Raw genomic sequence first — 12,341 nt, forward strand, 5'->3', positions numbered from 1 at the left:
GGTGGAGGTGGCCTCATGCTCGACGGTATCTTCGACCGTACCTCGATTCCTTTGCTGCACCGCCTGCTGAACCTGACCGCCGCCAGGGAGCGAGCCATCGCTTCCAATGTGGCAAACGTCACCACACCCGGATATCGACGCAAGGATGTGGCCTTCGATGAGCTGCTCAAGGAGGCCACCGACCGCGGTTTCCTGGTTGGGCAAAAGACTGACGAGCGGCACATGGACGTAGGCGGGGCGCGAGGTCAGAGCGAGCCAGTGCCCATCCAAGAGATCCCCGGAGGCGCTGTGGGGGTCAATGGCAACAACGTCAACGTCGAGACCGAGATGGTGGAGCTGGCCAAGACGCAACTCACCTACATGGTCTCTGCCCAGCTTATCAGCAACAACTTCAAGGCCTTGTTGGCCAGCATCCGCGGACGCACGTAGCGGGAGAGGAAAATGACCATGGGAATCGAACGCCTGTTCACCGTGTTGAACGTGGCCGCCTCCGGACTGACTGCGCAGAGGCAGCAGATGGAGGTGACCGCCAGCAATATCGCCAACGCCGAGACCTTGGAAACGCCTGAAGGTGGGCCATACCGCCGCCGGGATGTGGTCTTCCGCCAGACGGCGGTGGAAAAGTTCTCCACCCTGGTCCAGCGCGAGCTGACACGCCTGGGGCCTCTCGGCGAACGCATCATGGCCGCCCGCGAGCGACTGAGCGGACTCCGTTCGTCGCCGGCCGCGGTGGAGGCGCGAGAGGTGGTGGACAACGACGACCAGGGTCAGTTGGTCTACGACCCTGGTCATCCGTTGGCTGATGCCGAGGGCTACGTGCGCAAGCCAAACGTGAACATGATCAAAGAGATGCTCTCCCTGATGACGGCGACACGCGCCTACGAGGCTAATCTGAGCGTGGTACAAAGCACCAAGACTATGGCGAAAAAAGCTTTAGAGATTTAGGCGTGTAGCGCAGGCGAAAGTGAGGAGCAGCATGCGTATCGATTTTGTCGTCGACTCCTTTGCGAACTATGACCAGCTCGGACCAGCGCAGCCGGCAAAAGGTGATCGCTTCAGCACCTACGGACCAAAAGGGACCCCTGCCCGGCCAGAGCCTTCTCCGGGCGTGACAGACCAGGTGCAGCTCTCTCAGAAGCAGCCCTCTTTGCCCCCTGCGCACCCAGTGGAAGAGAGCAACAGCGTACTCGACCCCGAGGAGCAGGAGATGTTGGGGAGGCTGTTTCCCCCTGGCCTATTCGGAAACGGTGTGCGCGCCTACAAGCTTGCCCAGGGCGAGGTAACCCCACCTCTTGGACGCCACATCGACACGCGCACCTGAGAACGAGCAAGAGCAGCAGGTGAAGAGGGACTGAGACTGAAACGAGGGAGCGACGATGAAGGTGAACGAGATTATCCCGTTGCAAAGCACCGCCCTGCCAGGCACAGAAACGGTGCGCGCGCCACGGCAGGGCGAGGCGCCGACCTTCAAGGAGATCGTCAACAACTACTTGGAGGAGACGAACCAGTTGCAGCTCAAAGCGGGCGAGGTGGTACGCCAGATGGCGGCCGGGGAGATCGATGACATTCACGACGTGATGATCGCCGTGGAAAAGAGCAGGGTGAGCTTGGAGCTGGTCATCGAAATCCGTAATCGCCTGCTGGAGGCGTACCGCGAGCTGATGCGCATGCAGGTGTGAGAGGTTGCCGGAGGTAAGAAGCAGCGATGGCTGAACCTGCCACCAAGGGAAAATCCTTCGCGACCTGGTATCGCGAGGTTTCCGCACAGTACACACCGGTGCAAAAGGTGGTCTTTGTCGCCACCATGGCGGCGATCGTTGCCGGCTTTGTCTTCTTGCTGCGCTGGGCAGCCAGGCCGGAGTTTGTCACCCTCTATTCGGACATGGACCTCAAGGATGGCGACAAGATCGTCGAGGTGCTGAGGAGTTCTGGTGTTCCCTACCGCATTGCCGACGGCGGGCGGGCTATCCTCGTGCCGTCCAGCAGGGTGTACGAGATGCGCATGAAGTTGGCGGCACAGGACCTCCCCCGCTCCGGACGCATCGGCTACGAGGTTTTCGACAAGAAGGATATCGGCGTCTCGGAGTTTGTGCAGTCGGTGAACTATCAGCGCGCCCTGGAGGGCGAATTGGCGCGCACCATCCAAGCGCTCACCGAGGTGGAGTTTGCGCGGGTCCACCTCGTCTTCCCCAAGGAGCGGCTGTTCAAAGAGGACCAGCAGAGGCCCACCGCCTCGGTCTTGCTGCGCCTGCGCCCGGGCGCACGGCTCAGTGAGGGTCAGGTGGCAGGAATTGCCAACCTCGTCGCCAATAGCGTCGAGGGCCTTAACGAGCGAGACGTCACCATCGTCGACACGGAGGGAAAGATCCTCTCAACCAACACCGACCAAGATTCGGTCGTGGGGCTCTCGTCCAGTCAGCTGGAGCTGCAGAAGAAGTATGAAGCCTACCTGCAGCAAAAGGCGCAGTCGATGTTGGATGGGGTGCTTGGCCCTGGCAATGCCATCGTCCGCGTGGCCGCCCAGCTGAATTTCAAGAGAGCTGATAAGGTCGCGGAGAGCTACGATCCTGACCTGGCTGCGGTGTTGAGCCAGGAAAACCTCGAAGAGACAAGCGGCGACACCTCAGGCAAGCCACTGGTCAGCTCCAGGCGCACGGTTACCAACTACCAGGTGAGCAAGACCGTCGAGCATGTGGTGGAGGCGGTAGGCAACGTGGAGCGACTTTCGGTGGCCGTGTTGGTGAACGGTGCCTTCCGTAGCACGCCAGGCCCCGAAGGCAAGTCCATCAAGGAATATGTGCCGCGCAGTGAGGAGGAGCTCACCAGCCTCGAGGCTATGGTGAAAGGCGCGGTGGGCTTTAGCGAAGAGCGCGGCGACCAGTTTGAGATCACCAACCTGCAGTTTGACACCAGCGTCCTGACCGAGGACGAGGAGTGGCTGAAGACCCTCGAGCACAAGGAGCGCATGGCGTTCTACATTTCGCTCGGCCAGAAAGTACTGGCTGGGGTGCTGCTTCTCTTGCTCCTGGCTTTAGTGCGCTCTCGGCTGCGTCGTCTGCGGGCTGGCCTTACGGCGCGAGAGGAGCCTTCCGCCGCGCAGCTCATTGGTGAGAAGCGAGCAGAGCTGATCGCCGGCGCAGAGGGCAAGGTTCTCAGTGAAGAGGCGAAGGCCAGGGCGCAGTTGGAGAAGCAGGTGACCGAGTTCACAAGGGAAAACCCCCGGGCTGCGGCGCGCCTAATCAAGTACTGGTTGCTGGAGGAGTGACGTGCCTACCGCCGAGAAGCTGAGTGGGAAAAAAAAGGCTGCTATCCTTGTCGTGGCGATGGGTCTTGAGGCCTCCAGCCAGGTGCTCAAGGAGTTCTCTGAAGATGAGCTTGAGCAGCTCACTAAAGAGATCGCCGACCTGGGCCATGTGCCGCCAGAAACGGTCCAGAGTGTGATAGCCGAGTTTCGCGACTTGGCAGTTGCTGATGAGTACATGGCAGTGGGGGGCCTGGACTATGCGGTAAACCTCCTGCAAAACAGCGTGGGCCCGGTTAAGGCCTCCGAAATCATCCGTAAGGTCCACCGCTCCATGGAGCTGCAAGGGTCGATGAAGATCCTGGAGAAACTCGACCCGGTACAACTGGTCAACTTTATCCAGAAGGAGCACCCGCAAACCATTGCGCTTGTGCTCACCCAACTGGATGCCGAGCAGGCGGCTTTTGTGATGAGCAATCTCCCCGAGGAGATCCGCAGCGAAGTGGCCTACCGCTACGCCACCATGGACCGGGTCTCCTCGGAAATGATCCAAGAGGTGCAGAAGGTCCTGAAGTCAAGGTTGGAGCTCAGCGTGCACGGCTCCGAATTGGGGGGAGTAAAAGCCGCCGCCGAGATGCTCAATTTCCTGGGACAGAGCTTGGAGAGGGCCATTCTCAAGGACATCGGCTCGCGCGACCCCGCCCTCGCCGAGGAGATCAAGAACCTGATGTTTGTCTTCGAGGACATTGTCCTTTTGGACGACCGTTCGATCCAGCGAGTGCTGCGGGAGGTGCAGACACACCAGCTTGCCTTGGCGCTCAAGTCCACGACGCCCGAGGTGAAGCGCCGCATTTTCCAAAACATGTCCGAGCGGGCCCAGGCAATGATCGAGGAGGAGATCCAGTTCATGGGACCTGTGCGCCTCAGCGAGGTGGAGAAGGCGCAGAAGGCGATTGTGGACATCATCCGCAAGCTCGACGAAGAGGGGGAGATCATCATCACTGGGCGTGGCGAAAAGGAGGAGATCATTGTCTAAGCAGGTCATCAAGCCTGGGGGACAAGTGCGTGCGGTGCGCGCCACGCTCAACGGTCGCCCCCTCTCTGTGCAGGTGGTACCCGCGACGGAGGCAGAAGCCGTGGACAGCGCCACCCAGGCCTACGCCAAAGGGTTCGCGGACGGAAAGAAGGCCGGCGAGGAGAACGCCCGCAAGGAGGTTGGGAGTCTGCTGCAGCAGTTGAGGACGCTGGTCAACCAGGTGGCGGAGCACCAGCAGCGCCTGGTGCGGGAGGCAGAGCCGGTGCTGGTGAAGATAGTCATGGCCGTGGCGCAGCGCGTGCTCAAACGGGAACTCAACGGCAACAGCCAGTACATCGAGGCGATGGTGCGAGAGGCCCTCAAGTACGTGCACGACAGCACGCGTGTGGTGGTGCATGTCCACCCAGACGATGCGGTGGTGCTGCGCCAAAGAGTGAACGACTTGGCCGCGAGTGTGGACGGCCTTGAGCTACTGGAGTTGAAAGAAGATCCTCGCCTTGCCCGTGGTGGTTTTGTGGTGGAAACCGACTTGGGCACTATCGACGCCCGCTTGGAGGCGCAACTGAACGAAATTGCCCACGAGTTAGAGGAGAGCTTGGTTGGACAGTCCTGAGCGGACAACCGCGGAGGTTCTGCGGCGGCTGGACGACTGTTTGGCGAGAGTGTCCAGCGCCACCACTTTCCGCTTCGAGGGGCGCGTCACCGACGTGGTGGGTGTGGTCATCGAGTCCGAGGGACCCAGCGCCAGCATCGGCGACGTCTGCCTCATTCGTTCCAAGTCCGGCGACAGTGCGCAGGAGGCGGAAGTGGTGGGGATCCGCGGGCACAAGGTACTCCTCATGGCACTCGGGGAGATCAACGGCATCGGTCCTGGCAGCTTGGTGGTACGCAAGAGGCAGCAGTTTACAACTCCCGTGGGGCCTGAGCTCCTGGGGCGCGTCATCGATGGCCTGGGACGTCCCATCGATAACAAGGGGCCGCTGCGCGTTGCCCAACGGCGCTCTATCTACCAACCCGCCCCAGATCCGCTGACGCGCCGGCGCATCGAGCGGCCACTGGCTACGGGCATCAGGGCCATCGACGCCCTGCTCACCTGCGGCGAAGGGCAGCGCCTGGGCATCTTCTCGGGGAGCGGCGTGGGCAAGAGCGTGCTGCTGGGAATGATCGCCCGCAACACCGACGCCGACGTCAATGTCATTGGGTTGATCGGCGAGCGAGGCCGCGAGGTGCGGGACTTTTTGGAGCGCGATTTAGGCGAAGAGGGGCTCCGGCGCTCGGTGGTAGTGGTGGTTACCGGTGACCAGGCCGCCCTGCTCCGGGTCAAAGGCGCTCTTGTGGCAACCACTATCGCGGAGTACTTCAGAGACCAGGGGCTCCGCGTGATGCTGATGATGGACTCGATAACGCGCGTGGCCATGGCACAACGGGAGATCGGGTTGTCGGTGGGAGAACCGCCCACCACCCGGGGCTACACGCCTTCGGTCTTTGCCTTTCTCCCCAAGTTGTTGGAGCGGGCAGGAAACACCCAGAATGGCAGCATCACCGGGCTATACACCGTGCTGGTGGAAGGCGATGACCTCAACGAGCCGGTCTCCGATGCCGTGCGTGCGATCCTGGACGGGCACGTGGTGCTGTCGCGGCGCCTGGCCAACCTCAACCACTACCCGGCCATCGACGTCTTGGCCAGCACGAGCAGGGTGATGATCGACGTGGTCACTCCTGAGCACTTGGCGGCAGCGAGGAAGGTGGTGGAGATTCTCTCGACATACCGTGAGGCGGAAGACCTCATCAACATCGGTGCCTATGTGCCGGGGAGCAATCGCAAGATCGACTACGCGCGAAGCATGATCGAACGCGTCAACGCGTTTCTCCGCCAGGGCATTGAGGAGAAGGTGGAACTTGCCGGGGCAGTGCGCGAAGTCATGGCCTTGGTCAGTTAAAGCCGGAGGCAAGCAAAGGGGAGAACAACGATGAAGGCCTTTCGCTTTTCCCTGCAACGCGTTTTGGACGCACGCAAGCACAAGGAAGACCTGCACAAGCGGCAACTGGCGGCTGCCAAGCAGGCGGAGCTCGAAGAACGTGAACGACTGTCGCTTCTGGAACAACAGAGCCAGGAACTACGCAGCGAGCTCGGCTGCCGCGTGGGGCGAGTGGTGAGGGCCTCCGAAATGGCAATGTACTACACCTACTCCCAGCAGCTGGACAGGGCCATTGCCCAGCAGGAGCAGACCGTAACACAGGCGGCCCAGAAGGTGCACGAGAAGCGGGAGCAGCTCTTGGCCTCCGCAAAAGAGAAGAAGGCGCTGGAAAAGCTGAAAGAGAAGATGAAGGACCGCTACACAGTCGAAGTCGGTCGAGAAGAACAGGCTCACCTTGACGAGGCGGCAGCGCGTCTCTATGCGAGGAGGGTCTCCGTATCATGAACGCACCGAGCAACCCAGATACCGGAGTTCCCGCTGCGGCGGCAGCGGCAGGAAGCCAAGTCAAGTCGGTGCTCGCCCTTGCGGCTATTTCGACCCTGTCGTTCGCTGGGCTGGTGGCCGCGTCGTACTTTGCTCTGGTCAAACCGAAACTGGCCTCCGACTTCGTGCCCATCAACGCTGCCGATACCTCGAACGTGGCAAACGCAATGAGCATGGACAGCCTGGGCCTGGTGTATCGGGAAGAAGTGCCCGGTCTGCAGCGCAAGGCCGTCGCCGATACGACGGCGGAGCCCAGGAAGCCCCAGTTGCAAATAAGCGACGACTTTATTCGCGTGGTGGAAATGTACGAGGCGCGCATTGCCAAGCTCGAGGAAAAGAACTACCTACAGCAGCTCAAAATAGATTCCCTGCAGAAAGAGCAGCTGAGCCGCAAGGCCGAGATCGATAGCATCAGCGAAGCGTTACTGCGCAAATTCTCCACGCAACTTGTCGTTGGCCCGCAGCCGACGAAAACAGGGGCAACCAGACAGCCAGCACGTACCGGCATGGGAGCCCGCGAGCTTGCCAAGATCTACGACGCCATGCCCGCCCAGCAGGCGGCCGCGGTGCTCTCGCAATTGGAAACCGAGACGGTTGCCCAGATCTTGGTGTTGCTCCGGGAACGACAGGCGGCAAAGATTCTCTCGGCAATGGACAGCCAGCGGGCTGCGGAGATCAGCCGCATGATCGGTCGCTGAACAGGACACCGTGACGGCTAAGGTAGCACATAGTGGCTTCGTGGCGCCCGGTGTTGGGCGCCTCGCAACCAACCAGGAGCGGCAAAAGACCCAGCCGGCGGGATTCATGCTTGCGTTGAGCAGGGAACTCGCCCAGAGGACAAGCTTCCCGGCAATGCAGGCGGAGTCTTCGGCTCCAAGCTTCGCCCCCTTTGCCACAAGCTGGCCGTGGAGTGCGCCCAGACAGACGCCTGGCCCATCCTCGGTGCCGAAGTTCCTAGTGAGCAGCACAGAGCGCGAGGCGCTTCTTGCTCACATGCCGTCAGGCACGAAGGTTTTCCTGCAAGCAGGCTTCCCGGACGATGGGGTGACTGGTGCCCAGGGTATCGGCAGGCCTCTGCTTGCCTTTGAGCATAATCCCACCACTCTTGCTCTTGCGCCTGAACGTTTCCCCGGCTTTGAAGCACAGAATTGGGTGGGAAGCAAAGCCCTCGCACGTGACAGCCACGAAGTAGCCAAGCCACCACTGGCGGCTCGTGTCGATGTCCCACCCGCGCGTGACGGCCGAGGCGGAACTGATGCGCCTGGCACTTTGCCTCCGCTCCAAACCCGAAGCGAGCCGGCTCAACCAAGCCCGCTGCCCAAGACGCATTCGGAATACACATCCATTGCGGAAGGCAATGCCCTGCTTGGCGGAACGATGCGCGCCAGGGCAATGGCACAGGCGGAAGAGGCTCGGGTTTCCCCTGCGAGCCGGGAGGGTCGTAACGCGACGAGCGCACAGGAGGCTTGGGAGCGCCACAGTCCTCTCACACCGCCTGTCCCGGCGCAGCAAGGCCGTGGGCGGGTGGTGCAGGTTGGTGGTCTTTCTCCGCTGAGCGAGCAGAAGCTCGCCATAATGCCTCAGGAACGCCAGCTCTTGGTGACCACGGGACAGGACGCGAGAAAAAAGCTGCTCCCCGCGACGGATGAGCTGAGCGAGCTGCTGCCTCAGGCCGCTGAAGCGATGCAAAGGGCACAGCGCGCCGGTGAGGCCGCCGCGAACGACGACTATTTCCGGCTCCTCGTGGTGCCGAAGAAACAAAGGCAACTCCCGCGCCTTGAAGGTGGACGTGGGAGTCCTCCGGCGCCCGCGCGCCAGGTGGAAATCGACTCACAGGGAAGGCCGTCGCCTGTGAGAGTTCCAGCGACGGACGGTCAGAGTGCGCAGGGTGAGCCGGCGCTGCGCGGGAAGAAGCCGATGGTTTTTGAGGAGGAGGGGGGCCTGACGCAGCCATCGGCCGCCGGTGCAAATGGGGTGGATGGAGTACGTGTGCAGCAGGATGGGCTTGCGGCGCAGGGGAAGACCCCCGGCCGGCAAGGGCCCAGCGCGCACATGAGTACAAAAGCGCACGTGACGCACCAGCACGAAGCCGGGTCTCCTTCACGCCGGAATACTGCCGATGCTGCCACCGCGCCGAAGGTCGAGGCCACGCAGATGCCGGAGTGGGGGGGGAGCGGGGTTGCCTCACAGAGGACGGTAGACCTTTGTGGGCAAGTGAGGGCGGAGACCTTGTCGACCGAGGCAGTTGGGACGGGGGCAGAGCGAGAGGCGGGTCCTGCGCCCGTGGAGCCTCTGCCTGCAGCCCACAGGAATGAAGGTGGACTGGTCCGAGCAGCTGCGCCTTCGCCTCCACGCCCGACCGCGGCCGGCCAGGCACGGGTCTCTCCCCCCGACCCTGAGCGGAGGCTGGTGGGGGAGGCTGGACCAGCCAGCAAGCCGGTTGCATGGCCCTCTGCTCGCCCTCTTCCACGGGCAGTCTCGCAAGAGCAGGGCGGGCCGATGCAAAGAGACTCAGGGGTGCGCATCCACTCCCAGGAGCGCGCTCCTGGACGAGGGCCATCAGGGCTGGCGACGGAAATGCCGCCGAGCGTGAACGGTGAACGCCGGGCAGCCGGCCAGCCGGCGCAGGGCGCGTCCCCGGCTCTTGGCAAGCCGTTTACGGTTGATCAAGGCGCCCAGCGGAGTGGCAGGGATGGAGAACATCGCCACGGCATGTCAGAGGTGGAGGCGGCCCCTTCTGCACGGGTGCTTGAACAGCCCATGCCCCTTCAAACTGGTTCGTTGTCACACGTGGAGACTGCCACTGGGGGTGAAAGCAACGGGTTTGCCCACAGACCAGGAACAGGCCGTGCGCTGCAAAATGCTTCCTTTGACGTGCGAAAGGCGCGCGCTGGGCAGGGTGCCTCGGCGCGTAGAGCAGATCCTGCGCTCGCATATGACGCGGCGCCAAGGCCGGGAAACGCGACAACCTCACTACGGCACAATCTGGGGCTGGGCAAGAGCCGTGCGGTAGACGGTTGGTCCGCAGGAAGCGGGCGAGGTCCGGCTGCATCAGTGCCTGAGCTGCCCGCCGTGCCCCTGCCGGCACGAAGCGACGAGGCCCAGACCAGGTCAGCGCGACCGATGGACACGCAGGGTGGAGCCGAAAGCGTGGATGAGACAAACGCGCGCAGGGGTCGGCAAATCTCCGCCCCAATTGCCGGAGTGGCTGCCAAGCGGACCCTGCACGAAAAGGCTAGGGCGATGAACCCCTCTGCCGGTGGAGATCGGGTGACGTCATCGCAGCGAAGCAATGAGGAAGGGACCCCAATAGGCCCTGACCTGAGGAGCGCACGCGGAGAAGAAAACAAAGTAGTAAGGCATGCATTCGTGGCACCTGCCGGTTCGATTGCTATGAGCGCCAAGGAGTCCCCTCAACTGGAGGGGTCGCAGGGCGCAGGGGGCTTGTCTGCGCACGGTGTCAAGGCCGAGGTCACGACTGCCCTTCCAGCGCAGGCGTCTCATCGAGAGTCGGGCGTTCGCCCGGGCGAGAGAATGACAGCTCCTGAGGGGCCAAAGCGGCGCAAACCCACAGAGAACGGGGCCGGCATGAATGCGGCCCGCGATCCCATGGAGCCGAGGCAGACTCCCTTTTTCTCGCAGAGTGCTGCCGCACCAACGCGCCCTGTGGCTGTTAGCGGCGAAGCCGAGCTGCGAACCGAATCTATATCCCTGGCCGGCTCTGAGCGCACACTTGGCAAGCAACCTTTGAAGCTTGTCCAGCAGCAACCAAAGGCATCCCGAAGGCAATATGAGACCAAGGCCAGGGCACAGGTGGCTTTTGACCAGCCAGTCGCTCCAGGCCGAAAGCGCTGGTCCCAGGAACCTACTACGCCGGGTGATGGATCAGTGCGTAACCACCGCGCCGCGGCCCAGGGCTCCGAACCGCCTGTGCACGCTGTGCGCTCCGATTTGACTGCTGCGCCACTGGGAGGAAAGAATGAAGAGCGCACTTGGGCGCGTTCTCTTGAGAGGCCCTCGGCTAGGCGACGATCAGATGCCGTGCAGGATGCTCCTTCCTTGCCACCGGGAAAGGAGCTGAGTAGCTCCCCAGCAGTCGTCGCGGGACCTCTACAAGCAAAGTGGAACGGAGAGGCTGCGGTGCCGCGGTCGGCCGGCGAGAAACGGATGTCACAGGCCGGAACGGCCCCTCATGAGTCTTCGCGGACAGCCTCGAAGAGTCTCCCAGAAGCCGATACCTCCAGGAGGCCTGAACGCGGCGAGTCGGCGCCTGGCCACACCGAGCAGAGACGAGAGCCAGCGAAGGGCACAAAGGGGCGCATTCTGCAGGTGGCCGGCCCGCAGGTTGTCGAGAACCCTCAGCTTTCCGTGATCTTGCCGATAGCAGGTGCACAGGAGGCACGGAACGAAGCAGTGCTGAATGAGCCTTCAGAAGTGCTCGTCGTGCGGCAAACCCGGGTGAGGCAGCAGGTCGAGACCGAGGTCCCTCGGCACACGCCCCAGGATTCCCCTTACCAGCGACCCGTTGAGGGGGGTGTGTTCGTCTCGCACACGAGACAAGCAAGTGAGTCGAAGCACGGAACGGAGCACCTCGCAGAGACGAGAGCCAACACTAGGCCTCACCGCAGCGCCCATCCGCGGAACGACCCAACGGCCGAGCATTCGCCTGCGCGAATGCGGGTGGGCACGTCGAGTACACCCAGGGCTGCTGTCGTGATTGAAGGGAGGCCTGTGCCCGGAGGCAGCTTGGCGAGGGTGGATGATCGCAACGACCACACCGCTTTGCAGGGAGGCAAGGGGGAAGCGCCTGCAGCGAAAAGAGGTTCGAAGCCCCCTGCTGCCGTAGCATGGTCAGGCACGAGGGCGGCTCTTGCCGCGTCCGAGGCGCGCCTCGCCCCAGTGGCGGGGAGGGAAGTTGGGCAAGCGGCTTCTCGCCGGAATCAGGCGGGGGTGGAAGGCGAATCAGTCGTCATGCGGACCCGCGCCAGCGCAGACCATCCAACTAGGTTGCAACGTGCAGAGTCGGTAGCCACGCGCGGCTCTAGCCCGACAGACACCCGGCCTCCGGTTGCGGAACAGCGCACAGAAGCGTGGCGTGCAGAGGGTCAGTTCGCTCAGGCTCTTGCCTCGTCCCATGCATCGCCCGCCAGGCCGCTGGTCGACACGGCCTCGCGTGCACACGGCGAGGACAAGGTGCATGGCCAACGCGAGCCTCTCGAGTCCTTGGCGCGCGAGGTGGCGGTCCACGTGCGGCTGTTAGCGCAGTCGGAGGAGGAGCGCCTCAGTGTTGTCCTCGAGCAAACCGACTTGGGACGCATTGCCGTGGATTTGCGCAAGCAAGACCAGGCGGTGACTGCGCATTTTCGCGTCGAGTCCGCGGAGACGGAAACCCTGCTCAAGTCGTCCTTAGAGGGCCTGCGTGCCGTCCTCAGCGAGCAAGGCGTCCAGGTTGGCGATTTGACCGTGGCAGTTGACGGACGCCATGAACACGGGTCCCAACAGCGACATGGCCCGAAGGAGCCCGAGCCGTGGGCCCTGGAGGCTGAACGGCCAGGACCGAGTGCTCGGACAGCAGAGCCAGCCCGGCCCAGAAAGGCGCGCC

At 62.8% G+C, this 12,341-nt stretch carries 12 protein-coding genes; 11 read left to right on the top strand and 1 reads right to left on the bottom strand.

Features of this window, described 5'->3' with window-relative positions:
• Window positions 1–15 precede the first annotated feature (15 nt).
• From flgB to H5U38_09215, 10 genes are read left to right on the top strand one after another with little or no spacing between them, the layout of a single operon-like run.
• Complete coding sequence (gene flgB, locus H5U38_09170) at window positions 16–429, top strand: flagellar basal body rod protein FlgB (protein ID MBC7187190.1); 414 nt, start codon at window positions 16–18, stop codon at window positions 427–429.
• 18 nt (window positions 430–447) lie between these two features.
• Window positions 448–945, top strand: coding sequence for a flagellar basal body rod protein FlgC (flgC, locus tag H5U38_09175; GenBank protein ID MBC7187191.1), 498 nt, complete (start codon window positions 448–450; stop codon window positions 943–945).
• A gap of 31 nt (window positions 946–976) precedes the next feature.
• A complete protein-coding gene (locus H5U38_09180; GenBank protein MBC7187192.1) occupies window positions 977–1,321 on the top strand; it encodes a hypothetical protein in 345 nt (114 codons plus the stop codon).
• A 55-nt stretch (window positions 1,322–1,376) separates the two neighbouring features.
• Window positions 1,377–1,679: a flagellar hook-basal body complex protein FliE gene (gene fliE / locus H5U38_09185; protein MBC7187193.1), complete on the top strand. Its 303-nt coding sequence runs from the start codon at window positions 1,377–1,379 to the stop codon at window positions 1,677–1,679.
• Window positions 1,680–1,705: 26 nt separating this feature from the next.
• The gene (gene fliF / locus H5U38_09190; protein MBC7187194.1) at window positions 1,706–3,265 is read left to right on the top strand and encodes a flagellar M-ring protein FliF; all 1,560 of its coding nucleotides are present in this window, start codon (window positions 1,706–1,708) and stop codon (window positions 3,263–3,265) included.
• A gap of 1 nt (window position 3,266) precedes the next feature.
• Window positions 3,267–4,277: a flagellar motor switch protein FliG gene (gene fliG, locus H5U38_09195; protein ID MBC7187195.1), complete on the top strand. Its 1,011-nt coding sequence runs from the start codon at window positions 3,267–3,269 to the stop codon at window positions 4,275–4,277.
• Window positions 4,270–4,890 (top strand): hypothetical protein, encoded by a 621-nt coding sequence (locus H5U38_09200; GenBank protein ID MBC7187196.1) that lies wholly within the window; start codon window positions 4,270–4,272, stop codon window positions 4,888–4,890. Before fliG ends, H5U38_09200 begins: the two co-directional genes overlap by 8 nt.
• 19 nt (window positions 4,891–4,909) lie before the next feature.
• Window positions 4,910–6,217, top strand: coding sequence for a flagellar protein export ATPase FliI (gene fliI / locus H5U38_09205; protein ID MBC7187197.1), 1,308 nt, complete (start codon window positions 4,910–4,912; stop codon window positions 6,215–6,217).
• Between the two features lie 30 nt (window positions 6,218–6,247).
• A complete protein-coding gene (gene fliJ, locus H5U38_09210; protein MBC7187198.1) occupies window positions 6,248–6,700 on the top strand; it encodes a flagellar export protein FliJ in 453 nt (150 codons plus the stop codon).
• Entirely contained in the window at window positions 6,697–7,437 is a 741-nt protein-coding gene (locus tag H5U38_09215) for a hypothetical protein (GenBank protein ID MBC7187199.1), read from the top strand. The genes fliJ and H5U38_09215 overlap by 4 nt, the downstream gene beginning before the upstream one ends.
• Before the next feature lie 301 nt (window positions 7,438–7,738).
• Here the strand turns inward: H5U38_09215 and H5U38_09220 are convergent, their stop codons facing one another.
• The gene (locus H5U38_09220) at window positions 7,739–8,068 is read right to left on the bottom strand and encodes a hypothetical protein (GenBank protein MBC7187200.1); all 330 of its coding nucleotides are present in this window, start codon (window positions 8,066–8,068) and stop codon (window positions 7,739–7,741) included.
• A 3,864-nt stretch (window positions 8,069–11,932) separates the two neighbouring features.
• Between H5U38_09220 and H5U38_09225 the strand changes: the two genes are divergently transcribed.
• Window positions 11,933–12,341, top strand: a 409-nt coding sequence (locus tag H5U38_09225; protein ID MBC7187201.1) for a flagellar hook-length control protein FliK, incomplete at its 3' end; no start/stop codon positions are given.

It is taken from the genome of Calditrichota bacterium, from assembly GCA_014359355.1.
Taxonomy (GTDB): domain Bacteria; phylum Zhuqueibacterota; class Zhuqueibacteria; order JANLFK01; family Oleimicrobiaceae; genus Oleimicrobium.